Annotated in this window: 23 protein-coding genes, 1 tRNA gene, 1 other RNA gene and 1 pseudogene; 14 read left to right on the top strand and 12 right to left on the bottom strand. The window is 60.3% G+C overall.

The annotated features are described in order from the left end of the window. Nucleotides 1-20: 20 nt before the first annotated feature. Nucleotides 21-914 carry an HTH-type transcriptional activator IlvY gene (gene ilvY / locus ACZ46Y_RS12350; protein ID WP_311957166.1) on the top strand — a complete coding sequence of 298 codons (894 nt, stop codon included), beginning with the start codon at nucleotides 21-23 and terminating at the stop codon, nucleotides 912-914. Between the two features lie 60 nt (nucleotides 915-974). Here ilvY and fur read toward each other — a convergent pair whose 3' ends face one another. After that, on the bottom strand, nucleotides 975-1442 hold the full coding sequence (gene fur, locus ACZ46Y_RS12355) for a ferric iron uptake transcriptional regulator (protein ID WP_311957169.1): 468 nt from the start codon (nucleotides 1440-1442) through the stop codon (nucleotides 975-977). Between the two features lie 72 nt (nucleotides 1443-1514). On the opposite strand from fur, the gene ACZ46Y_RS12360 reads away from it, so the two are divergent. Next, entirely contained in the window at nucleotides 1515-1973 is a 459-nt protein-coding gene (locus tag ACZ46Y_RS12360; protein WP_464380042.1) for an outer membrane protein assembly factor BamE, read from the top strand. A 1-nt stretch (nucleotide 1974) separates the two neighbouring features. On the opposite strand, the gene ACZ46Y_RS12365 is transcribed toward ACZ46Y_RS12360, so the two are convergent. Together ACZ46Y_RS12365 and ACZ46Y_RS12370 are read right to left on the bottom strand one after the other, a co-directional pair. Then, on the bottom strand, nucleotides 1975-2286 hold the full coding sequence (locus tag ACZ46Y_RS12365; protein WP_311957174.1) for an RnfH family protein: 312 nt from the start codon (nucleotides 2284-2286) through the stop codon (nucleotides 1975-1977). A gap of 13 nt (nucleotides 2287-2299) precedes the next feature. Next, a complete protein-coding gene (locus ACZ46Y_RS12370) occupies nucleotides 2300-2734 on the bottom strand; it encodes a type II toxin-antitoxin system RatA family toxin (protein ID WP_311957176.1) in 435 nt (144 codons plus the stop codon). 116 nt (nucleotides 2735-2850) lie between these two features. Here ACZ46Y_RS12370 and smpB point away from each other — a divergent pair, with 116 nt between their 5' ends. From smpB to ACZ46Y_RS12385, 3 genes are all read left to right on the top strand, one after another. Next, the gene (smpB, locus tag ACZ46Y_RS12375) at nucleotides 2851-3345 is read left to right on the top strand and encodes an SsrA-binding protein SmpB (protein ID WP_311957179.1); all 495 of its coding nucleotides are present in this window, start codon (nucleotides 2851-2853) and stop codon (nucleotides 3343-3345) included. Between the two features lie 43 nt (nucleotides 3346-3388). Next, nucleotides 3389-3768, top strand: a transfer-messenger RNA (tmRNA) gene (ssrA, locus tag ACZ46Y_RS12380). 196 nt (nucleotides 3769-3964) lie between these two features. Next, nucleotides 3965-4041 (top strand) — tRNA-Arg (locus tag ACZ46Y_RS12385). A 227-nt stretch (nucleotides 4042-4268) separates the two neighbouring features. Here ACZ46Y_RS12385 and betT read toward each other — a convergent pair. The 5 genes from betT to ACZ46Y_RS12410 form a co-directional block, all read right to left on the bottom strand. After that, nucleotides 4269-6323: a choline BCCT transporter BetT gene (gene betT / locus ACZ46Y_RS12390; protein ID WP_311957182.1), complete on the bottom strand. Its 2055-nt coding sequence runs from the start codon at nucleotides 6321-6323 to the stop codon at nucleotides 4269-4271. 113 nt (nucleotides 6324-6436) lie between these two features. Beyond that, complete coding sequence (locus ACZ46Y_RS12395) at nucleotides 6437-7765, bottom strand: serine hydrolase domain-containing protein (RefSeq protein ID WP_311957183.1); 1329 nt, start codon at nucleotides 7763-7765, stop codon at nucleotides 6437-6439. A gap of 207 nt (nucleotides 7766-7972) precedes the next feature. Then, nucleotides 7973-8740, bottom strand: a complete 768-nt coding sequence (hdhA, locus tag ACZ46Y_RS12400) for a 7-alpha-hydroxysteroid dehydrogenase (RefSeq protein ID WP_311957186.1) — start codon at nucleotides 8738-8740, stop codon at nucleotides 7973-7975. A 110-nt stretch (nucleotides 8741-8850) separates the two neighbouring features. Then, nucleotides 8851-9627 (bottom strand): MipA/OmpV family protein, encoded by a 777-nt coding sequence (locus ACZ46Y_RS12405; protein WP_311957189.1) that lies wholly within the window; start codon nucleotides 9625-9627, stop codon nucleotides 8851-8853. A gap of 212 nt (nucleotides 9628-9839) precedes the next feature. Next, nucleotides 9840-10736, bottom strand: coding sequence for an AraC family transcriptional regulator (locus ACZ46Y_RS12410; RefSeq protein ID WP_311957192.1), 897 nt, complete (start codon nucleotides 10734-10736; stop codon nucleotides 9840-9842). Nucleotides 10737-10999: 263 nt separating this feature from the next. Between ACZ46Y_RS12410 and ACZ46Y_RS12415 the strand changes: the two genes are divergently transcribed. The 5 genes from ACZ46Y_RS12415 to ACZ46Y_RS12435 all read left to right on the top strand — a co-directional run bounded on the left by ACZ46Y_RS12415 (nucleotide 11000) and on the right by ACZ46Y_RS12435 (nucleotide 16433). Next, nucleotides 11000-12376, top strand: coding sequence for an NAD-dependent succinate-semialdehyde dehydrogenase (locus tag ACZ46Y_RS12415; RefSeq protein ID WP_311957194.1), 1377 nt, complete (start codon nucleotides 11000-11002; stop codon nucleotides 12374-12376). 268 nt (nucleotides 12377-12644) lie between these two features. Then, a complete protein-coding gene (locus ACZ46Y_RS12420; protein ID WP_311957196.1) occupies nucleotides 12645-12968 on the top strand; it encodes an ArsR/SmtB family transcription factor in 324 nt (107 codons plus the stop codon). Between the two features lie 27 nt (nucleotides 12969-12995). Further along, nucleotides 12996-13877, top strand: a complete 882-nt coding sequence (locus ACZ46Y_RS12425) for an MBL fold metallo-hydrolase (RefSeq protein ID WP_311957198.1) — start codon at nucleotides 12996-12998, stop codon at nucleotides 13875-13877. A gap of 205 nt (nucleotides 13878-14082) precedes the next feature. Then, complete coding sequence (zapE, locus tag ACZ46Y_RS12430) at nucleotides 14083-15210, top strand: cell division protein ZapE (RefSeq protein ID WP_311957207.1); 1128 nt, start codon at nucleotides 14083-14085, stop codon at nucleotides 15208-15210. A 263-nt stretch (nucleotides 15211-15473) separates the two neighbouring features. Then, nucleotides 15474-16433, top strand: a complete 960-nt coding sequence (locus tag ACZ46Y_RS12435; protein WP_311957199.1) for a DMT family transporter — start codon at nucleotides 15474-15476, stop codon at nucleotides 16431-16433. 106 nt (nucleotides 16434-16539) lie between these two features. Here ACZ46Y_RS12435 and ACZ46Y_RS12440 read toward each other — a convergent pair whose 3' ends face one another. From ACZ46Y_RS12440 to ACZ46Y_RS12450, 3 genes are all read right to left on the bottom strand, one after another. After that, nucleotides 16540-16986, bottom strand: coding sequence for a CBS domain-containing protein (locus tag ACZ46Y_RS12440; RefSeq protein ID WP_311957201.1), 447 nt, complete (start codon nucleotides 16984-16986; stop codon nucleotides 16540-16542). Further along, nucleotides 16983-18194 (bottom strand): cation:proton antiporter, encoded by a 1212-nt coding sequence (locus ACZ46Y_RS12445; RefSeq protein ID WP_464380043.1) that lies wholly within the window; start codon nucleotides 18192-18194, stop codon nucleotides 16983-16985. The genes ACZ46Y_RS12440 and ACZ46Y_RS12445 overlap by 4 nt, the downstream gene beginning before the upstream one ends. Before the next feature lie 106 nt (nucleotides 18195-18300). Further along, nucleotides 18301-18849: a cysteine hydrolase family protein gene (locus ACZ46Y_RS12450; protein WP_311957204.1), complete on the bottom strand. Its 549-nt coding sequence runs from the start codon at nucleotides 18847-18849 to the stop codon at nucleotides 18301-18303. 551 nt (nucleotides 18850-19400) lie between these two features. Between ACZ46Y_RS12450 and ACZ46Y_RS12455 the strand changes: the two genes are divergently transcribed. From ACZ46Y_RS12455 to ACZ46Y_RS12470, 4 genes and pseudogenes are all read left to right on the top strand, one after another. Next, nucleotides 19401-19619 (top strand): hypothetical protein, encoded by a 219-nt coding sequence (locus tag ACZ46Y_RS12455; protein WP_464380044.1) that lies wholly within the window; start codon nucleotides 19401-19403, stop codon nucleotides 19617-19619. Nucleotides 19620-19653: 34 nt separating this feature from the next. Beyond that, nucleotides 19654-20307 (top strand): transglycosylase SLT domain-containing protein, encoded by a 654-nt coding sequence (locus tag ACZ46Y_RS12460; RefSeq protein WP_376717597.1) that lies wholly within the window; start codon nucleotides 19654-19656, stop codon nucleotides 20305-20307. A 277-nt stretch (nucleotides 20308-20584) separates the two neighbouring features. After that, complete coding sequence (locus tag ACZ46Y_RS12465; protein ID WP_311957206.1) at nucleotides 20585-21136, top strand: DsbA family protein; 552 nt, start codon at nucleotides 20585-20587, stop codon at nucleotides 21134-21136. Nucleotides 21137-21303: 167 nt separating this feature from the next. Beyond that, nucleotides 21304-22457: pseudogene (locus ACZ46Y_RS12470) on the top strand (transposase). Nucleotides 22458-22587: 130 nt separating this feature from the next. On the opposite strand, the gene ACZ46Y_RS12475 reads toward ACZ46Y_RS12470, so the two are convergent. Beyond that, nucleotides 22588-23628 (bottom strand): AbrB family transcriptional regulator, encoded by a 1041-nt coding sequence (locus tag ACZ46Y_RS12475; protein WP_311957610.1) that lies wholly within the window; start codon nucleotides 23626-23628, stop codon nucleotides 22588-22590. Nucleotides 23629-23717: the final 89 nt, after the last annotated feature.

The following is a 23717-nucleotide window of genomic DNA, read 5'->3' on the forward strand; positions in this document are numbered from 1 at the left end:
ATTGCAACAACGGAGACGCCATGGACTTCCGCTCGCTTCATTACTTTATGACCCTGGCTGACACTCTGCACTTTGGTCGCGCCAGCGAGCTTTGCCATATCAGCCCGTCGACGCTCAGCCGCGCGATTCAACAGCTCGAAGAGACGCTCTCCGCTACGCTTTTTGAGCGCGATAACCGCCACGTAACGCTGACCCGGCAGGGACTCATGTTCCAGCGCTATGCGCGCGACACTCTTGAGCAATGGGAAAATATCAGACGCACCCTGGCCGATGATGCCACCCAGCTGACCGGCACCATCAGTATTTACTGCTCGGTGACCGCAAGCTACAGCTTTCTCTACGCGCTGCTCAGCGACTTTCGCGCCCAACACCCGGGCATCGAGCTCAAGCTGCGTACGGGAGATCCGGCGGATGCCATGAGCCGAGTTCTTGCCGGCGACGACGACATGGCAATCACGCCGAGACCGCGCACGCCCCCGCAGGCGCTGGCATTCAAGTCGCTAACCCGCTCACCGCTGGTTTTCATTGCCCCCAACGCGCCGCTAGGCTGGCTCCCACAGGCCCCGGACAGCTCAACTCCCGAGCAGTGGCGCACTGTGCCCATGATCCTTTCCGAAGCCGGTTTGTCGCGGGAATACGCCGACACCTGGTTCAAGGCACTGGGCGTTTCACCACACATTTACGCCCAGGTAGCCGGGCACGAGGCGATTGTCAGCATGGTCGGCCTGGGGTTTGGCGTAGGCGTGGTACCGCAGATCGTGCTGGATAACAGCCCCCTGGCGGCCCGCGTCCAGATCCTCAACGTCAAGCCCGAACTCCCCCATTACGACGTTGGACTTTGCGTGCTTCGCCGACGCCTGAAGCGCCCGCGCCTGCAGGCCCTCTGGGAAGCCGTGAGCGCACAAAAGCTGTAACACAGAAAAACGGCAGGCCATTGGCCTGCCGTCGTGATGCAATCAGCTGAGGCGCTTGCGCTACTTTTTGGGCGCAACGCCCTTGGGCTGTGCGCTGCCTTCTCGATGAGACGATTCTGAATTGCGTGGGCGTACGTACAGCACAAGCGCATGATCGACGAGCTCGAAATCGTGCTCCTCGGCGATCTCCTGCTGGCGACGCTCAATAACTTTATCCACAAACTCGAAAATTTCCCCGCTTTCCAGGCAAACGATGTGGTCATGGTGTTCTTCCTGGGCCATCTCGAACAGCGCATGCCCGCCGTCGAAATTATGCCGTATCACAAGGCCGGCTGACTCGAACTGAGTCAACACCCGGTATACGGTGGCCAACCCCACATCCTCACCCGCATCAATCAGGGTCTTGTAAACTTCTTCGGCGCTCAGGTGATCCTTTCCCGAAGCGTGTTCGAGAATCTGCAGGATTTTTACCCGCGGCAGGGTCACTTTTAACCCGGCTTTACGCAGCTCATGATTCTGATCGGCCATGGTCACTCTTCGCAGTAACAGGTTAGGTCGGGTATGATCGACCAAAACCACGATAGTGAAGAACAGGCGCAAATGCAAAAACTGACGAGAATCATCGCTCTTTCCGTTACCTTGGCCACCGTCAGCGGTTGCAGCACCTTTGGTGTGTACAAGCGCGATATCCCCCAGGGCAATCTGATCACCCAGGAAATGGCCCAGCAGCTGCGTCCCGGCATGAGCCAGCGCCAGGTCACCCGCATCATGGGACGCCCTCTGCTGGAAGCCCCGTTTGACGCCCACGAATGGGACTATGTCTTCCAGTTGGACAAGGCCTATAGCGACGTTGAAACTCGGCGTCTCACGCTCACCTTTGATGACGCCGGACAGCTGGTCAACATCGAAAAGGAGGGCAATATCGCCAAGGACCTGCCGCTTGATATCAACACTGCGCCCGGTGCCAGTGAAGGCGCTGATCCCCTCGAGGCGATGCCCGAAGAAAGCACCGGAGTCTCGGCGCCGGATGCCGGCCCTGCCAGCACGCCGCGACGCTAGCTCAACGTTGCTGGCGCTTGGCCCGAGCCAGCCGAGCAGCCTTGGGGTCAATCACCAGAGGCCGGTAGACCTCAACGCGATCGCCCTCGCGCAGCCGGTAGTTAGCCGGCTCGCGCAGTGCCCTGCCGAAAATACCCATATCCGGCCGCTGAAACGTCTCGGCGGGGACTTCCGGAAACAGGCCAGGCAGATCCGCCCGGGCAACCGCCTGGGCGGCGGACGTGCCCGGCGTAACCTCAAGGCTAATCAGGCGCTGCTTGTCCGGCAGAGCAAACGTCACCTCAACGCTCAACGAACCACCCGCTGTACTCAAGCTTCCCTCCTTGTCAGCGGCCATACAGCTCATCGGCACGGCGAGTAAAGGAATCCACCAGCTGGACGGCAATCTGCTCAAACAGCTTGCCAAACGCCATGCTCAGCAGACGGTTGGCAAACTCGAACTCCATCTCCAGACTGACCCGGCACGTTGTATCGTCCACGGGGATGAACAGCCAGCGCCCTTTGAGACGCTTGAACGGCCCTTTTACCAGCGACATCTCAATTCGCTCGGGCGTATAAAGGTCATTGCGCGTGGTGATGGTCTGCTCGACGCCGGCACGCCCAAGCGTCATTTCCCCCACTAGGTGGGTTTCGTCACGCTCCAGCAGCCGGGCACGACGGCAGCCGGGTAAAAACTGCGGGTATTGCTCAAAGTCGTTCACCAGCTCAAACATTTGCTGGGGAGTATGCCGCACCAGGGCGGAACGATTCACGGTTGGCATTGACCTCTCCGCTGACTTCATAGTGCCCAAGGCGTATCATTGGGGCAATTTTCCATGAATGGTACCACGCCTTTTCCATTCACGAAGGGCAACCCACAGATCAATGACGAGGTGATATGGCCACAAAGAAGGGAAAAACCAAGAAAGGGCCGGGCAGCAGCGTTATTGCCCAGAATAAAAAGGCGCGCTTTGAATACCACATCAACGAGACCTTTGAAGCCGGGCTTGCGCTTGCCGGCTGGGAGGTCAAAAGCCTGCGTGCAGGCAAGGCCCAGCTTACCGATACCTACATTCTGGTGCGTCGGGGTGAAGCCTGGCTGCTGGGCAGCCACATCATGCCGCTGGACACTATTAGCACCCATGAGACTGCCGACCCTACCCGCACCCGCAAGCTGCTTTTGCATCGCAGGGAAATTGCCAAGATATTTTCCCGGACCCAGGACAAGGGACACACCTGCGTACCGCTCAAACTGTACTGGAAACGCAACCTGGTGAAGTGCGAGCTGGCCCTGGTCAGCGGCAAGAAGCAGCACGACAAACGCGCCACCGAAAAAGCCCGCGACTGGCAGCGGCAGAAAGGTCGTATCATGCGGGAACAAAACAAAGAATAGCTGGTCAATGAAAGGTGAGCACGTTAGAATGCTTACACGCTAAGGGGGCGACATGGTCTCGACGCCGATGACAAACCCTGCGGTGCATGCCGAGAGCGTGATGTATCTCGTAAATCCAACATCACGAAAAATAGTCGCAAACGACGAAAACTATGCTCAGGGCGCGCTGGCAGCGTAAAAACTGCTAGCTTCTTGTCCGGCTCCAAGGCCATGTGCCTGTTCATGGCTGCGGAGATACGAGCTAAAACTGACAGGATCGCAGTTGGCGGCGTCTTCACGTCAACTGTTAAACCTTTGAAGGCTCGCGTGACTGGATCCTGATCGTCGGAGTCAGTCGCGCTAAAACAAAAGACGAAATCTAAGCATGTAGAGCCAATGGGCGAGTGTCGGCGGACGCGGGTTCAATTCCCGCCGCCTCCACCAAACAAGCAAGACAATCAAGCGCCTACGGGCGCTTTTTTGTTGCCGGGTGCTACGACGGCGCTGGAGCATAAGCTCTGGTGACTCGCCACGCCGATGTTGTGTAGGGGGCAGAATATTTTTTCAGGCCACGCGCTGTTGAACCGGCGATAACCGCTGGACACACGGCGACGAGGCCGTTAGGATACGCACCCATCAAGCGCCCATAGCTCAGCTGGATAGAGTATCGGCCTCCGAAGCCGAGGGTCGCAGGTTCGAATCCTGCTGGGCGCACCAGTTTTTTCAAGGACCTACGTTAACGCGTAGGTCCTTTTTTTATGCCTGTGCCCAAACGGTGCCCACTCTGTGCCCAGGTGGTGACTGATTTCCGAATGTTGCCCTGCTTTCAAAAGTGATCTACTCGGCATTGGTGCGCACCAGTGCCGGGTAGATCAATAGGGAGGCCTGCAGGCCTCCCTACCATGGTCAGGTCTGCGCATTCACTCGCGCGCTCACGTCACACGTCAGCTCGCCTCCTGAGCATTGAGCACAAACTCCTGCATCTGCAGGAATTCCAGATGGCGTTCGTACTGATCCAGCACGTTGTCCAGCAGCTGTCCCTTGGTGTAGCCCATGATGTCGTAACCTTGTGAGGCGGCGACGTCGAGATAAACCTCCATGCGCACGAACTTGTCTGCCACCTGGGTTGGGCGCCCGCCGAAATGCGGTATCGGTGCTTCCTTGCGGAACACCTGGTAGTGGAAGGGGTGTTCGGAGGAGGGGTCTACCTCGAGTTCGATATATCTCTCCCCTTCCTCGTCAAGGTGCTTTTCACAGGTGGCGGTGATCCCCCGCCCGGCGAGTTCATCGACGATTTCTCCGAGGGTGGGCAGAAGAACCTTTTCTTCGAACTCCCGGGCTCGCCCTGCGTTGGGGAAGGTGAGCATCCGCCCCAGGCGATGCTGCCAGCGTACCTCCCCCCCACGGGCGGCGCGCCCCGCCACGGGCATTGCCTGCTCCCTGCTGTCCAGACGCCGGGCTTCCACCCGTAGCGACCGGTACAGGCTGACCATCACCAGGATCATGACGAAGGAAAACGGCAGCCCCATGATGACCGTGGCACTTTGCAATGCGCCGATCCCGCCCACAATGAGCATCGCGATCGTAAGCGCGCCGGTGGCAATCGCCCAGAAGATCCGCAGTGCAGGCCGTCCGTCGTGCTGCGGGGTAGGCAGGCGGGAGGAGAGGTTCGCCATGACCAGGGCAGCAGAGTCGGCGCTGGTGACGTAGAACAGCAGCGCAGTCAGTGTCGCAAGCCCAGCGATGAACATGAACGCAGGGTAGTGCGAGAGCAGTTCGTAGAACCCGCTTTCGGGATTAAGTACGGTATTGGCACCGAACGCGGCGTCCCCGCTGCGGATGATGTCCAGGGCGGAGTTGCCGTAGATGGAGATCCACATGAGGATGTACACGAACGGAATGGTCAGCGTACCGGTGACGAACTGGCGAATCGTGCGACCCCGGGAAATCCGGGCGAGGAACATGCCGACAAAGGAGGCCCACGCGACCCACCAGGCCCAGAAGAACAGCGTCCAGTCGCTCATCCAGGTACCGGTGTCCTCGAAGGCGAAGGTCTGCAGGACCATGTCCGGGAACATGTTGACGAAGTCCCCAATGTTCAGCACCAGTCCGTCCAGCAGGTACTGGGTCTTCCCGGTGACAAGGACCCATAGGCTCAGAGCGATCGCGAAGAACACGTTCATCAGCGAGAGGAACTTGATGCCTTTATCGACCCCGGATACTGCCGAGAGGATGGCGACACCCACTCCCATGACGACGATCGCCACCTGGGTAGCGGTACTTACCGGCACCCCAAGCACGGTGGCGAGCCCCACGTTGACCATCACCACGCCGATCCCCAGCGAGGTGGCCACCCCGAAGATGGTGCCCAGAAGTGCGGCAAAGTCCACGGTGTCCCCCAGGGGGCCGTGGATGCGACTGCCAAAGATCGGGGCGAGCGCGGAGCGGACGGCGAGGGGCAGTTTCATCCGGTAGGCGAAATACGCCAGGGCCATCCCCATCAGGGCGTACATTCCCCACCCGGAGAGCCCGTAGTGGAACAGGGTCCACACGGTGGCCTGACGGGCGGCGTCGACCGTTTCCGCTGCGCCCGAGGGCGGGTGCAGGTACTGGGTAACGGGTTCGGCGACGGCGAAGAACATCAGGTCGGTACCGATGCCGGCGGCGAACAGCATGGATGCCCACGCGATGGTGGAGAACTCGGGTTTGGAGTTTTCCGGCCCGAGTTTGGTGTTGCCAAAACGGGAGAAGGCAAGGTAGATCACGAAGGTAAGCACCCCGCCTGCGAGCAGGACATAGAACCACCCGAACCAGCCCGAGGTCCACCCCACCACGGCACCGAGCGCCTCCTGGGCAGATTCGGGGGTGATAAGCGCCCACAGGGTGATGGCGATCGACCCGATGGCGGCCCAGATGAACACGGGCCAGTTAACCGGTGGAAGGACTGTCTTGTCTGCGTGCTCCGGAGGTCGTTCAGGGTCTGCAGCTTCGGTGCTCACACCGCACCCCCGGCGATCACGTAGTCATAGCGTTTCATATCTTAACTCCTTACTGGTGTGCCCTGGTGTGCGGAAAGTTGTGGAACAGCACTGCGCCAAGCCGACAGCAAGCGTTACGGCTGATCCATCAAATACTCGCTCACGGCGCGGTAGGCCGGGAGCGAAGTAGGGTCGCTGGCGGCGTTGGCGGCCTTGGGGTGCGAGGCCAGCCGCACGATGACCATCTCGGCCTTAGGATCTATCCAGATCGTCTGGCCGTGCACGCCCCGGGCAGAAAAGGCGCCGTGGTCGTCATGGCTTACCCACCACATGCCGCGATAGCTCCAGTCGGGAAGCCCTTCGTAGCCGGCCTTGGCGAAGGCCTTTTGATCTCCGCCCTGACGGATATTGTCGATGGCCGCCGCGGGGATGATCTGCTCGCCGTCAAGCTCGCCGTCGTTGAGCACCAGCTGCCCCAGCCGGCCCAGGTCGCGCAGGGTGGCGTTAAAGCCGCCGCCGGCGAAGGGCGTGCCGATAGAGTCCACGGTGTAGAAAGCTTCGCGCTCGGTGCCAAGCGTTGACCACACCCGCTCGGCCAGCCAGTCGGCTACGCTTTGCCCGGTGCTGCGAGCAATCAGCCAGCCCAGCGCGTCGGCGTTGACCGTGCGGTAGCCAAAGGCGTCGCCGTGGGCCTGGTTGGCGTCTTTATCCACGGTTTCCAGAAAGGCAAAGTAGCTGCGCGGGCCGTCGTAGTCGTCCGGCGGCGGCAGGGGGCTGCCGGCTTTGGCGTAGGTCCAGACGTCGGCGTCAGGGTCGGAGTAGTCTTCGGAGTAGTCCAGCGCGGTGGTCATGTCCATCACCTGGCGCACCGTGGCATCGCCGAAGGCGCTGCCTTCAAGCTCGGGGATGATCTCGCTGACCTCGGCGCTGTCGTCGAGCTTGCCCTCGGCGATCAGGGTTTCGCCGATCAGCCCAGTGATCGACTTGGTCACTGACATCACGCCGTGCAGAGTATTTTCATCCAGGCAGCCGGCGTAGCGCTCGTAGACCACCTCGCCCTTGTGCATCACCAGCACGCCGTCGCTGTGGTTGACGGTAAAAGCCTCGTCAAAGGTCATCGACTCGCCGCCGCCGGTGGGGGTGAAGCTGACCTCACCGATGCCTTCATCCAGCTTTTTGGGCAGCTTGCGCGCGCAGTCGGTGCCGTTATCCACGCCGGCGGTGGGCATCAGCTCGCGGAAGTGGCATACCGTCCATCCCATCTTGGGCGGGGCGAAGTAGTCGTCGTCGGTGAAGCGAATGGTGCGGTTTTCCGGCGGCGGGAAGCCTTGCATCCAGCCGGCTTGGGCTCTGTCCTGGCCGGCGGCAGTATCCGCCTGCTGGGCCATAGCCGGCAGGCACAGCAGAGCAAGAGCCGCCCCCTGCCACAGAGAAGCACGGGCGTATCGATGCCGTTGCGTCATGGTCAGTCTCCTAAGATGATGGAAGCGCATGTTATACTGTTTGGCCTATCTCCTGAACATACAAAAACCTCTCCCATCCATCGGTATCAATCCAATGCGGCTCTGTTCAGACACGACGCTTGCTCGGATCGTTATCAGGTGGGCGACCACCCGCCAGGGAAACCGCCAGCGGCAAGGCCGATCTTCTGTAGCAAATTGGGGGAATCGTCAGTCCAACTCTTGCACACCGCCGCCCGACACGGTCAGGATCTGACCGCTGATCCAGCTCGCGGCGGGCGAACACAGAAACAGCGCCGCGTTAGCCATATCGCCGGGCTCGCCCAGGCGATTGATCGGCGTGTGCGCCAGCATCGTTGTCTCGATTTCGTCGTTCAGGACGGATTTCAGCGCATCCGTCCGCGTGGCGCCGGGCGCGACACCGTTCACCCGGATGCCTTTCGGCCCCAGGTCGAACGCGATATTGCGCACCAGATGGCTGGTCGCCGCCTTGGAGGAGCCGTAAGACGCCATGCGCTGGTTCTTGTTTTCCGCCGACATTGAGGTGATGGCAAGGATCGAGCCGCCCCCGGCCTTTTCCATCTCGGGCGCGGCAAGCTGGGACAGCCGAAACAGCGAAAACACGTTCAGCTCATAGGCCCAGCGAAATTCGTCCATCGACATATCAAAGGGTTTTGGGCCGCCGCCGCCCGCGTTGCCGACGAGAGTCGTGAGCTTGCCAAATTCCCTTGTCGTGCTGTCGACCAGTCCGGCCAGGTCATCTTCCTTGGTGATATCGCAGGCAATACCGGTGGCCCTGCCGCCCTGCGTCTTGATGCCGTCTGCAACTTCCTGTGCTGCCTCTGCCTTGAGGTCACTGACCATGACCGCGGCGCCGGCAGCGGCAAAGGTTTCGGCAATAGCGCGGCCAATACCGGCCCCAGCCCCGGTAACGACGGCAACCTGGCCCTCCAGGGTAAAATTTTTCGGATCATACATGTCAGCGTCCTCTTTGCGTATCTGTGTGGCGAAATGCTCAAAAGGCAGCGACCAAAAACGCTTGGCCGCTGCATGATTTTCTTATCGAAACAGCATATACCGGCTGGCAATCAGAGTTGATAGTTAATCGCCAGACTTCCAAGCCATTGGTTATTATCACCCACGTCATCGACGATCGGGCTGTCGGCAGCGTCACCCAACAGACGGCTGTACTGAGTGACGGCCGAGACACTCAGTTTGCGAGTCAGTAAGTAAGTGAGTCGGCCATTCATGCTGCCCTGGACATAGTCTCCCCCGGCGTGATAACGCTTTAAACCAGAGTTCGCGGCATCCCTGGCGGAAATATCGAATAGAGCCTGATTCCAACGGCCATTACCCCAGGTAGCGCCCGGACCAACGGCAAACCGCAGACGCTTGGTGAACTGGCCTCGATAGCGCAGATAGCCACGCGCCCGCACCCCTTCAAGATCCCCGGTTACCGGCCCGGCGATATCACTGTTTAGCTGCCAGGGGCCATTCGTCCAGCTGGCCAAAAAGCCGGCCATGAGGCTGCCATGCACGTCGTCAAAATCATCCAGAGCGCCCGTGTTATCACGCCCCCTGGCATAAGACAGCGAGGATGCCAGCGTCCAATTTTCCCCCGCCAGCAGGTCATAGCTCAGCCCCTCAACAGGGCCTAAAGAGAAGCGACCTTTACTCGCCTGAATCCAGGGCAGCGCTTCCCACTCATGGCTATCGGCGCCGCGATATTCTGGCGACCAGGCGGCACCCACTCCCAGCCCTACCGACCATTCATTGGAGGCTGCCGCGGCCTGAACCGAGCCGGCCATTGCCAGCATTGCCAATGGCATTACGAGGGAGCTCATCAGCTGGGTGCTATTTTTCATTACTTTCATTAGTCACTTCTAACTTAATAACTGGGCGGCTAAATATATATACATCCCTGTATGTATGCAAGAAAAAATCACCCCATTAAATGCAACATTCACCGCCGCGATCTGAGCCAGAATACGCTCCCCACGCTGACAGAAGGCATGGTGTGGTCGGTATGTCTGACTACTTCCGCTTGTAGGGGCCAAGTGTTGTTGGCCAGTACAGCTCATGGCGCTTGCAGGGCATGTTCTTCCTTGCGATGCCGCAGAGGCGAGCTGCCGAAACAGCGCTTGTAGTCACGGCTGAACTGGGAAGCGCTGCGGTAGCCGACGGCCTCGGCAATCTGATTGACATTATGCGTGTCCTGAACGAGCAGCTGCTGGGCCTTGATCAGGCGCAGCCGCTTGAGATATTGCAGCGGCGAGGCCTGGGTGATCTGCTTGAAATGCTGATGGAAGGCAGAGGGACTCATATTGGCCTGACGTGCCAGACTCTCCACCGACACTTCCTCCGCGTAGCTAGCGTGCAGACAAGACAGTACACGGACGATTTGCGAATAGTGCCCCTGATGATGCACCAGGGCACGCAGTGCCGCCCCCTGCTGCCCCTTCAACGCCTCAAACACCACGTCGCGCACCCGCAGCGAGCCCATGGCTGCACACTCGCCGGAGTCATGCAGCGCTTGCAGTAGCCGCACCACGGCACCCTGCATGCGCTCGTCCATCGACACTGAAGCCATGGGCTCGGGCGAGGCTTTATTCGGGACACCGCTTTCCCCCATGGCCGCCACCAGCTCCCCCAGCAGCGCCGGATCAAGGCGTATCGACACCCCCAACAGCGGTGATTCGAGCGACGCATGGATTTCGCACTCGAACGGCAGCGGCAGCGTCTGCACCAGATATTGCCCTGGGCCGTAGTGGATCTCGCGATCGCCAAGGTAGCCGACCTTGTAGCCCTGGGCGACGATATTCAGGCTTGGTTCGTATATCAGCGGTGTTCGTGGGACGGGCCGGCGTAGCGCCATCAGCGTCACCGATGGCAGTAACGTCGTGGTGTAACCGTCACGCTCGACCAAGGGGGCAATCAGTTCGATGAGAACATCGGTCGGTGAGTTTGCGGACATCCTGGACTCCTTGATACGAGGGCGGGACGATTATGCCAATTTATCCCCTTATCATCCGCATAGGCGCCTTAAATTAGTAGGAATATGCAAAAACCCCGTAGAAACGTTGCTCCCATTGTCTGGCTGTACTTCTTATAATGCTTGCCGTTACCACTTTATCGTCAGCATGGCGTCAGTCAGGTCCTGAGGATCGAGAGAACAGGCCTACGTCAGAACCCCGTTCCAAACGGGCTCTATGAACCATTGCAAAAAGGATGAATAACATGGCAAAGACACATCAGACCATCAACCCAGCCTCCGGCGAGGTTATTGCCACCTATGAGCTGATCAGCGACGACCAGGCACTGCAAGCAGTTCGTGACTCCCACCAAGCCTTCCTCGAATGGCGCACGACCAGCCTTGAGGAGCGCGGCAACATCCTGCGCAATATCGCCAAGCGTCTGCGGGCGAAAAAGGATGAGTACGTAGCGCTGATGACCCGGGAAATGGGCAAGCCGATTGCTCAGGGCGGCGCTGAAATCGAGCTGTGCGCCGCGATCTGCGAGTACAGCGCCGATAACGCGGGGAAAGAACTGGCGGACGAAGAGCGCGAGCTCGACGGCGGCCGTGCGCTGGTCAGCTATCAGCCAATGGGCGTGATTTTGGGTATCCAGCCCTGGAACTTCCCGTTCTATCAGGTCATTCGCTACAGCATTGCCAACATCATGGCGGGCAACACCGTGCTGCTGAAGCACGCCCCCAACGTCTGGGGATCGGCGATGGAGATCGAGAAGGTCTTCATTGAGGCCGGCCTGCCGAAGAACGTATTCCGCAACCTGCTCATTGGCGCAGACCAGGTCAATCAGCTCATCGAGCACGAATACGTGCGCGGCGTGACCCTGACGGGCAGCCCCCGCGCCGGCAGCGCCGTGGCTTCCAAGGCGGGTGAGTGCCTGAAGAAATCCGTGCTGGAGCTGGGCAGCAACGACGCCTTCCTGGTACTGGATGACGCGGATATCGATCTGGCAGTCAAAACCTGCAGTCAGGCACGGATCTTCAATAACGGCGAAACCTGCGTCGCCGCCAAGCGCTTTATCGTGGTGGATTCCGTCTATCAGCAGTTCCGCGACAAGTTCGTCGAGGAGATGCGCCAGATCGAATACGGTGACCCAACCGACAAGAACACCCAGCTTGGCCCCATCGCACGCGACGACTTGCGGGATACCCTGCATGACCTGGTCAAGCGCTCCGTTGACGCTGGAGCGACCTGCGTGTTCGGCGGTGAAATCCCTGACGGCCCGGGTTACTTCTACCCCAGTACCGTACTGGAAGATGTGAAGCCCGGCATGCCCGCCTACGACGAGGAGCTGTTCGGCCCGGTCGCGTCACTGATTCGTGTGGCAAACGAAGATGAAGCCATTCGTGTCGCCAACGACTCGCGCTACGGCCTCGGCGGCGGCATTTTCTCCAGGGACGAGAAGCGCGCCATCCATATCGCCCGCAACCTCTTCGATACCGGCATGGTCAACGTCAACGGCTACCGCATCGCCCAGCCCCAGCTGCCCTTCGGCGGTGTCAAGGACAGCGGCTACGGCCGTGAGCACGGCGGCTTTGGCATGAAGGAGTTCGTCAACGTCAAATCGGTGATGATCGTGGAATAACTCACCTGGCTGTTCGGCCGGAACGACCCCGGCCCACGACATTTATTGGCGCGCCAGTCGAGAAGACATATCGACCATGCACCTAGCCAATCCCAGCGCGAAGGGATGGCGAATGTTCATGGTGGCTCTCTCTGGTGTGGTAGCAACCCCCTCCGGCAAGCTAGAGGGGCGTGGTTTTTATAGGTTAGCCGGGGCGCTCAATACTCTCAGTAAATATATAATATGCTATTATTAAATAACTCCCCCGGGACACTGAGACCCAAGCGCCATGCCGGATGCTACCCCCATTGAGCTATCTCGCCTGCGCGAGAGCGCCGGAGAAGCCAGAAAGCTGCTCAAGACACTGGCCAATACCGACCGCCTGATACTGCTGTGCCAGCTTTCCCAGGACGAAATGAACGTCGGCGACCTGGAGCGCGAGCTGGGCATTGAGCAGCCCACGCTTTCCCAACAGCTCGCCGTACTGAGGCGAGAAGACCTGGTCGCCACGCGGCGGGAAGGCAAGCAGATTTATTATCGGATCAAGGACGACAGGGCCATGGCGGTGATTGAAACGCTCTACGAGCAGTTCTGCGCCTCCCCCGGTTCCTGACCCATTCTTTGACGGAGGGCCTTTCCCATGCCGATTCAAGACGTATCCATCCCGACGGTGACGGCGTTTTTTGACGACGCCACCAGCACTTTCAGCTACGTGGTGCGCGACCCCAAAAGCACGGCCTGCGCCATCATCGACTCGGTGCTCGACTTCGACTACGCCGCCGGACGCACCGACGTGCGCTCGGCCGACGCCATTATCGACTTTATCCGCGCCGAGGGGCTAAGCGTGGAATGGGTGCTGGAAACCCACGTTCACGCCGACCACCTGTCCGCCGCCCCCTATCTGCACGAGCAGCTCGGCGGCTGGACCGGCATCGGCGCCAACATCACCGTGGTTCAGGACGTCTTCGGCAAGGCGTTCAACGCCGGCACCGAGTTCGCCCGGGACGGCAGCCAGTTCGATCGCCTGTTTGAGGAAGGCAACACCTTCGCCATCGGCGAGCTGGAAGGACAGGTACTCTATACCCCCGGCCATACGCCGGCGTGTCTCACCTACGTGATCGGCGATGCCGCCTTCGTCGGCGATACTCTGTTCATGCCCGACTACGGCACCGCCCGCTGCGACTTCCCCGGCGGCGATGCTCAGGCGCTGTACCGCTCCATCCAGAAAGTGCTGGCGCTGCCCGACGAGACGCGGCTGTTTCTCTGCCACGATTACAAGGCGCCCGGCCGGGACACCTACCAGCACGAAACCAGCGTGGCCAAACAGCGCGCCCATAACGTCCACGTGCATGACGGCGTAAGCGAGGCCGAGTTCGTCAAGATGCGCACCGAGCGCGACGCCACCCTGGGCATGCCCCGGCTGCTACTGCCCTCGGTGCAGGTGAACATGCGCGCCGGCGAACTGCCCCCGGCGGAAGACAACGGCCAGGTGTATTTGAAAGTGCCGCTCAACCGCTTTTAAGCAGAGAGAATGAAAATAGATATGGATAGGCAGGTCTGCAGGGATGTGGCCCAAGGAATAGAATAGCTCAGCGACTCCCAAGCTCGAGCGGACAGCGTTTCTGGCAACGTCGCTCTGCTGCGCGCGTTTTGTCTCAATACTCGGGGCGATTCAGTTTTCTTTCGTGAACAGGCAGATTTTTCATCATGCGGGACTCGATAGTGATATGAGGCCTCTCAGCTCAACGGCGACACCGCCCTCCCCTCACTCAGCCTATCGGCAGGCACTGGCCCTGGGCTTTAAGGACGACCCGGCTCAGCATGAGGCAGTCCTTGGCTTGCAGCGCTGCCATGAACAGCTGCAGGCGGGCCAGGCGGATATTCAGGGTGTGTATCTCTGGGGGCCTGTGGGGCGAGGTAAAACCTGGTTAATGGATCAGTTTCACCGGGCGTTAACCGTGCCGGCCCGCAGACAGCATTTTCACCGCTTCATGCGCTGGGTACACCGGCGCCTGTTTCAGCTAACCGGGCAGAAATCTCCCCTGGACCTGCTTGCGCAGGAGCTGGCGTCTGAAGCGCGTGTACTCTGTCTGGACGAGCTGTTTGTCAGCGATATCGGCGATGCCATGCTGTTAGGTGGCTTGTTCCAGCAGTTGCTGGCTCAAGGTCTGGTCATAGTAAGCACGTCTAACCAGCCGCCAGATGAACTGTACAAAGACGGCTTTAATCGTGAACGACTATTGCCGGCCATTGCGGCCATTAAACACCATATGCAGGTGGTGAGCGTTGACGGTGACCAGGATCACCGGCTGCATCCCGGGGAGCGTCAGCAACGCTATTGGGTGAATGAGCCAAAGGCGCTGGAAAACGCCTTTGCCAAACAGCTCAGCAAAGACGAGCGGCCTCATCGTGAATCCTTGCTGCTTGGGCACCGTCAGATCACGGTCGTGCAGCGCAGCCAACATGCGCTGTGGTGCCGTTACGATGATCTATGCGAGCAAAAGCTGGCATCACAGGATTTTATTGAGCTGTGTGAGCGCTTTTCCTATATTTTCTTAAGTGAGGTGCCTCGGCTGACCGGTAGTGGCCAGCAAAAGTCGATAGCTCGTGGCACCGAAGATGGCGTGTTGCAGGTGGAAGCCGGAGATCGCCAGCTGCCGGCGCTAACGCATCAGGACGATGGTGTGCGCCGCTTTATTGCGCTGGTTGATGAATGTTATGACCGCTGTGTACCGCTTTATCTGGAGGCAGCCGTGCCGTTAAATGAGCTCTACCGCGACGGCGCGCTGGCCTTTCCCTTCCGTCGTACCTTGAGCCGCTTGCAGGAAATGCAGCTGCAGCGCTTTGGCCAGTAATCGCCCTCGCGGCTGCCTGCACTCAACGATTTATGCCATCGCTTTCCATGAGACCTATGGCGACCCAGGTGTTTAAGACCCCAAGGTTACTCATGGAAAGCCCCATTTGGTTGATCGGCGGTTGTTCCAGCACTAGGCTTGCGGCTTCCTGCTTGAATTTCATGGAAAAGGAACGACGTTTTCCGCGCCATCATACACCTCGTTTGGGATGGCCAACTTACCACCCATATGAGTATCCGATTTCATTGAGCCACGACAACGCGATGAATCAGCGAGCCAGCGATCACCTACTGGGCATTGCCGCCGTTCTGGTGGCCGCCATCCTATGGGGGACCACCGGTACCGCGGCGACCTTCGCTCCAGGCGTTAGCGCCGTCGCCATCGGTGCCGTGGCCATGGGCGGCGGTGGCCTCATGCAGGCCGCCCTCTCTGCCGGGCGGATCTACCGCCATGCCGAACTGCTGCGAGCGCAGTGGCAGTACCTGCTGCTGGGCGCGCTGGGCGTGGCGATTTATCCGCTGGCGTTCTATGCCTCAATGCGCCTGGCCGGGGTCACCATTGGTACAGTCGTCTCCATCGGCTCGGCACCGCTGCTCTCGGCGCTGATCGAGTATCATCTGGACGGGCTTCGGCTCACCCGGCGTTGGATAACCGGCGCTGGGCTTGGGCTAGCCGGTATGGCGTTACTCTGCCTGGCCGAAGGCAGCGGCCATGTACCGACCGGAACGGAATCGGGTGTGATCCCCGGCGTGCTGCTGGGGTTGTTGGCCGGCCTTACCTATGCCTTGTATTCATGGACGGCACGCCACCTCATGCAGCGTGGCATTGCTTCCCGAGCTGCCATGGGGGCCACCTTCGGGCTGGGCGGCCTGATGCTGATGCCAGTCCTTTTGATAACCGGGGCGCCGCTGCTCGCCTCCTGGGGCAATGCCGCGGTGGGGCTCTACATGGCTCTGGTGCCGATGTTCCTGGGATATCTCTGCTTCGGACACGGCCTGGCACGTATTGCTGCCAGCACCGCCACAACGATAACGCTGTTTGAGCCCGTGGTGGCGGCAGGCCTGGCGGTGGTCATCGTCGGCGAACGTCTACCGCTGATGGGCTGGGCCGGCATCGGGCTGATACTGGCTTGCCTGGTGCTTATCAGCGCTTCCGCCAGGGCAAACAAGCAGGAGAAGTCCCTCTCGACCTCCGGTTCTGACGTCGAATCCTCCCGGCCATGAATACCGCCATGGCCTTTATCTTGCTTTGGCCAGGCGAAACATTCCGGTCGCCGAAGCCAAGGGGCTCAGGCTCAAATTCTGCTATCGCTACATAGAGGCCGCGGCATCACGCTCCTGTATCGAGTGCGTTGCGCAGCAGGTCGGATAGACGAATCACGCCCAGCAGACGGTGCTGCACGTCTACCACCGGGATGTCCTCGACGCGGCGCTCTACGTGCTGCTGGAAGAGGTCATGCTGATATAAAATGTTGTCGATATCCTCATCGGCTCCGGCGCACATCACACGACCGTCCATGTGTTCGGCCACACTGCCCAGCGTGATCCGCTCCACCAGTTCGCGCAGGCTATGCGTGGGCCGTAGCTTGGCCAGCAGCAAGCTGGACAGATGCCACAAGCCCAGGTGCCCGCAGACACGCCCCTCGGCGTCGAGGACAAAGAGATCGCGCCGTTCCGGATTATCCAGCAGCATACGGGCCGCCTCCTGCAGCCGGCATTCACCGGTGATAGTCAACGCCCTGGTCGGATAGGCAGCTATCCATTCGCTGGTCTTCATCTTGTGTTCTCCGTCTCGCTGATTTTCGCCGCCTGATCAAGCTCGCCGGCTCGCGCCAGCCCAAAGCGAACGGCCACCGCTCCCAGCGTCTCGGTCAGCAGCGTGGTGGCGGTGACGATATTGACGATCACCAGCGCAGACGCCTCCAGACGTGGCACCCCGGTCAGCAGCAGCGCCATCCCGATGGCCACCCCGCCCTGGGGCAACATGACCAGCCCCACGTTATGGCTGATAACCCGCGGCGCCCCCGCAAGCCGCGCGCCGGTCATCGCGCCGATGATCTGCCCGCCCGCTCGCAGCACAAAATACAGCACGACCAGCCCCGCATGGCTGAACACCACGCCGGGCGCGAAATGCAGCCCGGCCAGGGTGAAAAACAGCACAAATACGACTTCCTGAAGCTGTTCCAGCGGACGGAATAGCGGTTCGGAATGGGCGCCGCCGAAAAACCGAGTGGAAAAACCCAGCGCCATGGCGGCCAACAGCGGCGAAAAATGCCAGGCGTCGGCGAGCCCAGTGAGCAGAACGATGGCACCCAGCAGCCCCACCAGCTGCAGTTCCGGTTCGGGCAGATGACGTGCAGTACGCTCAACCACATAGCCGCCGGCCGCCCCAAACCCGATGGCCGCGACGATCTCCCAAATAACGGCTGGAATCGCAGCGGCGAAGCCCGTGCTGTCCATGGCGGCCAATACCAACGAGAAAATCACCAGCGCCAGCGCATCATCCAGCGCCACCATGCCCAGCAGTGTGGTAGTCAGCGGGCCGCGAGCTCGATACTGGTGGATGATTGCAACGATGGCGGCCGGCGCCGTAGTCGTGGCAATCGCTGCAAGTAGCAGCGCCAGCGTCCAGCCGGGCACATCGGCCACGGCCGAGCCCAGCAGCGCAAAACCCACCAGTACCGCGAGAAAGCTACCGGAAACCTTACCCACCGTCGCGGTGACAATGGCCCAGCCCAGCTGACGAAGCTGCGTGACGGTCGCCGCGCCGCCGATTAAATAAGCAATGATGCCAAGAGTGACGGCAACAATAGAGCGGGTCCATTCGGTAGTTTCTGCGCCCAGCGGCCCACCAAGGAGGTCAGGGGCCCACAAGATGCCGGCGAATATATAACCCACCACGCGAGGCACACGCAGAAAGCGGCTGCCCAGCACACCGAACGCCAGCCCGGTCAGCAGCAGCATTCCAATCAGCAGAACTTCCACATTACCTCCATCGACGCCTGTCCAGGGGCAGAAACGGGCTTATCACAGCAGAACCGCAGCACCCCACTGTTTTCTTTTCGTAACAGGGCAGGGAATCACTATCCCATCAGCCGGCCAAATAGGCCTCGGTGCTGGCAATGGTCGCATAGGCAAACGCCAGCGCAGCCATTGCCGTGGCGTGCACCTGGGCCGCCGGCACTTTCGTATCCTGAAACTCAAGATCCATCGTGGCGCACGCATCCTGCACCACGGTAACGGCATAGCCAAGATCGCTGGCAGCGCGGGAGGTCCCTTCCACACACATATGGCTCATGGCACCGATGATCACCAGCTCCTCGACACCCTGTTCCTCCAGCTGCTGCTGCAGATTCGTGCCGCGAAACGCATTGGGAGAATGCTTGAGGACGACCGGCTCGCCTTCGGCCGGCGCGACGGCTGGAATAATCTCAACGCCATCGCTTCCCGGTACAAAAACCTGCGCGTCGGGCTGGGCAAACTCATGGCGAATATGAAAAAGCTTATCGCCCCCGGTACGCGCCGTATCAATAAGGCGAGCGGCATTTGTCAGCGCTTGTTCCAAGCCGGCCAACGGTAGCTTACCGGTGGGAAGGTACTCGTTCTGAAAGTCTACGACGATAATGGCGCGTTTGGTCATGGGTTACCTCTTTCTGTTAAATGTCAGATTCCGTGTTTTCAGCTAAAAGCGGATCTGTTTCTGAACACATGCCGGGTTACAGTTTCCTTTCTTGATCATCCAACCATCTGAATTTTTTCCAGGCGTGTCCATACACTCATCATCTTCCGGTTAGTTTTACGATGTCACGACCTCTTGGTCACGAATACTGCCATTGCCACCAGCATGGGGGTTATCAAGGCTTGCGCTCCACTTAAGCGACGCCAGCAAAGCAAAACTAGCCGCTCATATCAATATATTATATAAATCTAATATAACACAGTGTCCCTGCCGCGCCGGGATTTCCATTCTCTAAAAACAGCCGACCCTTGCGCACAACACGATAACGTTACGGAAGCCCGACATTATGCCATCGCTCAGGAAAATGAGCCTGTTTATCGTCTCGGCCACCGTCATTGCCCTGCTACTGATCTTTGTTGGCTGGCAAGGTGACACGGCAGCCACGCTGTTCTCACGCCTCGTTCCGTCCTTATTTAAGCAGCGATGCTACTACCGCTCAGTTTTCCATGGAGATGACGTTTCTTCACTGGAGTTTACACCCTTGGGGCATCTACGCCCTTGTAGGGCTGACGCTGGCCTTCATCCCGGCGCTGAGCATCCCCCTGCGTCACCCTTACGTACGCCCCCAGGATGCCGGTACGGAAGTTCGTGGTTCTCGAACCCCTGTGCTTCAATACCGGCAACGCGCATTTCGTTCAGACGCTCGCGATACTTCTCAGGAATTGTCTTGACGATGACTACCGTAACGCAAGGAATCCCAGGGCCGTGACATCCATCCGTTGCCTGGCACCGTTGCTCCGGCCGCTGGGCGGGCTGAGCCTTGCCGCCATGCTCGCCGGGTGCGCCATGCTGGCGCCGTCGCCGCCCGCAAACCAGGAGAATATTTGCGAAATCTTCCGCGAGCAGCCCGGCTGGTACGACTACGCACAAGACTCGCAGGAGAAGTGGGGCACGCCTATCGCCACTCAGATGGCATTCATCCAGCGCGAATCCAGCTTCCGCAGCCACGTGAAGCCACCCCGCCGCCGGCTGCTGGGCTTCATTCCCTGGACGCGCCCCTCCTCGGCCTATGGCTACGCCCAGGCCCAGGACCCGGTCTGGGAAGAATACGAAGACGACGCCGGGCGCCTGTTTGCGCGCCGTACCCACATCAAGCACGCCACCGACTTCATCGGCTGGTATAACGCCCGCACGCACCGCGTGGCAGGGGTATCCCTTCACAACCCCGAGCACCTTTACCTTGCCTATCACGAAGGACAGGGCGGCTATCAGCGCGGCTCCTATCGAGGCAAGCCGGCGGTCCGGCGGGCAGCCCGCCAGGTATCGCGCACCGCCTCACGCTACCAGGGGCAGCTGGCGGCCTGCGAGGCGGAGTTTCAGTGCGACGGCCTGCTGGCATTCTGGCCCTTTTGTCGATAGCGGCACCAAGTTACTGCCTGACCATCCACTCATGTATGGAACTCCCTCTAACGCCGCTTCTCTCTCTAACGCCACCTCCCTTGTGTGGAACCGCCAACGTGTAGGGTCGCGGAACGAAGGATGGCCAGATGCCCAGCCGGTATTCACCGCGCTTCATCCTTGCTGGGCAACCCTGCTACGCGGCTCTGCTCCCTGTCTGCCTCTATGCTAGGGTGGGCGCACAGTCGCCTGTACCAGGCGTTTTGCAGCTCGTACGTGACAAAAAGGAGTGTTTACCATGGCGCATCGTTGGCATGCCGATCCGCTCGTCTGGGGCCACGGCCCGCGTCTGCTTGAGGTTTTTCTGGAGCCGACCTGCCCTTTTTCAGTCAAGACCTTCAACAAGCTGGACGAGTTTCTTAGCCAGGCCGGCGAGGATAACGTCCGCGTGCAAATCTGGCTGCACTCCCAGCCCTGGCACCTGTATTCCGGCATTGTTATCCGAGCAATCGTTGCCGCCTCAACGCTCGAGGGCGGTAAAAGCAATGCCTACCGGGTTATGGATGCGGTAGGTCAGCATCGCGAAGAATTTGTGTTTGAAGACCACTGCCGGGGCGCCAACCGTCGCACCACGCCGGATGAGATTCTCCAGCGACTGGAAGAATACAGCGGTGCGGCATTCACCGCGGCGTTTGACACCCCCGACCTTGATCGCGAGATCAAACGCCACGCCAAATATTCACGCCAGAACGGCATCCACGGCTCGCCCACCTTTATGGTCGACGGCCTGATTGATCCCGGCATGGGCAGCGGCGATGACGTGAGCGAATGGGTCAAGCGCGTGGGTTAACCCCTGCCGGCGGGCCTCCGGCAGAAGACAACGGCCAGGTATACTTGAGGTACCGCCAAACCGATTTTAGAAGCCCGCCGTATGAAATGGGCTCTTCGACGTCGGGTGTGGAATTCACCCCCTGAGCTAGGCCAGGATATGACCTCCACGATGACAGGAGGTAGGACATGGACGGCACTCAGATTCTAACCCTTGGCCTGGGTCTTGAAGCGCCCTGGATTCTCAAGGACCAGCACCTGGATACTACCGTGTCACCTCACCGGCTGGAGCTTCATGTTGAAGCCGAACGAGGTAGCCTCTACCCCTGCCCGGAGTGCGGTAAGGCCTGCCCGGCCCACGACTTTGCCGACAAGACCTGGCGCCACCTGAACTTCTTCCAGCATCACTGTTACCTGCACGCCCGCGTGCCTCGCACCCAGTGCCCCGAGCATGGCGTCAAGCGCATCGAGGTGCCCTGGGCGCGGCCGGGCAGCGACTTCACCCTGCTGTTCGAGCAGGCCGCCATGGCCCTGGTCCGGGAGATGCCGGTGCTGGCCGCTGCCCGCCTGATCGAGATCACCGACAAGCGCCTGTGGCGCATCGTGCATCACTATGTCGGCCGCATGCTCGAGCAACTCGATTTATCCGCGGTCAAGGCCGGGGCAAGGCCACGATCGAGGCCTTCAGCGACTTCCTGGCCGCGCATCAGGGCGCTCCCGGCAAGGTGCTGGAGGTGGTCTGCGACATGTCGCCGGCCTTCCTCAAGGGCGTGGAAGAGCAGTTACCCCACGCCGAGGTCACCGTCGACTGGTTTCATATCGTGCAGACCTTCACGCGGGCGCTGGATGAGGTCAGAAAGCGTGAGCGGCGCGAACAGCCCCACCCCAAGCACCTGCGCTGGGCCATCCTGCGCAACGCGGAATCCGACAACCTGACGTCCCACCAGATCGCCGCGTTGCAGGAATTGCTGGCCGACGAAAGCGCCACGGCCGACGCCTGGCTCATCAAGGAGAAGCTGCGCTGGATTCAGCAGGCGCCCACGCCTCGCGGGGCCCGCTGGCGGATCACCCACTTCCTCAATTTCGCCCGGGAGGCGATCGCAGACAAGGCCTTGCTGGCCCCGGTCAGGAAGGCACTGAACACCCTGGAACGGCATGCCGAGCGAGTCATCCGGCGCTGGACGTCGTCCCTGACCAACGCACGACTGGAAGGGATGAACAGTCTGTTTCAGGCCGCCCGCTCACGTGCTCGCGGGTACCGCAACGAAAGCACCTTCATCACCATGATCTACCTGATTGGCAGCCCGGTCGGGAGCATGCTGAATCAGGCCCAATCCACATGAAACGTCGAAGAGCCAACATTGATGTATTCAGCAAAACGCCGGGCGTGCGCCTTGAGAGTGAAACACCCGAATAAACATATCAACATAGCCTGAAAGCGCAAAAAGCCGCGAAGCAATCGGAAGAAAACGCTCAGGCCGCTGCTTTTTGCTTGAGTAACAGGGGTAGCAAAAGCGCCAGTAGCGAAATGCGCAGCAGGTGGTGGGTCGTAACGAACGCCGGGTCGATACCCAGCGTCAGCGCTACCAGGCTGAGCTCGGGTGCACCGCCCGGCATATAGGCAAGCAACGCCGCGGCGGCCGAGTAGCCGGTCAGCAAATGGCCGACCCAGGCAGTCACAATAGCAATAACCAGCAGCACCAGCGCCTGAGCCACCGCCATCAACATGGCTCGACCCACCAGTGCAAGCGACGTGCCCGCAAAGCGCACACCTATCGAAACGCCGATAAGCACCTGAGCCAGGGCCACCAGCACTGGCGGGATCGCCGCCTCGGTGACGCCGGTGAGATGCAGCGTCGCCGAGGCCAGCGCCGGCCCAAACAGCAAGGCATTGGGCAAGCGCAGCCGACGTCCCAGCCAGGCACCACCCACCCCGGCAGCGATCAGCCAACCCGTATCAGCCGGCCCCGGCAGCATAAGCCATCGAGCCGGATCCGGCGTGGCATTGCCCAAATCCACATGCCCGATGGCCTGCAACACCGGCGGAATGGCCACCAGCAGCACCATGATACGCACCGCGTGGGTGATGCCGATAACTCTCAAATCAGCGCCGGTTCCCGCCGCCATCATGGTGACCAGTGAAACGCCGCCCGGGACGCCGGCATACAGCGCCGTATCCGGCGAGTATCCGGCGATCCGCCGTGAAAACCACACCGAGAACACCATCATGGCCGCCGTCGCGACCAGCATGATTGCCAAGCTCAAACTCCACCGCCCCAGGGCACCCGAGATATCCGGCGTGAACGCCGAGCCCAGCATCACCCCGATCACTACCAGCACGCCTTGACGACTGCGCGCCGGTGAATGCAGTTCCACGCCGGCCAGACTTGCTGCGGTAGTGGCCAGCATGGCGCCCAGCAGCCAAGGCAACGGCAAGTGCAGCGCAAACGCCAGCGTACCGCCGGCAAGCCCCAGCGCGAGAGCGGGTAACAGCCGGCGCAGAGAAGACAGCACGGAGGGCAAAGCAGGATATCCCCAATGTCAAAGTGACGGGCCCGCCAGACGCAGACCCGATGACGAAGCGTCAGCCTTCTCACTACCGC

The organism is Halomonas garicola, from assembly GCF_055382465.1.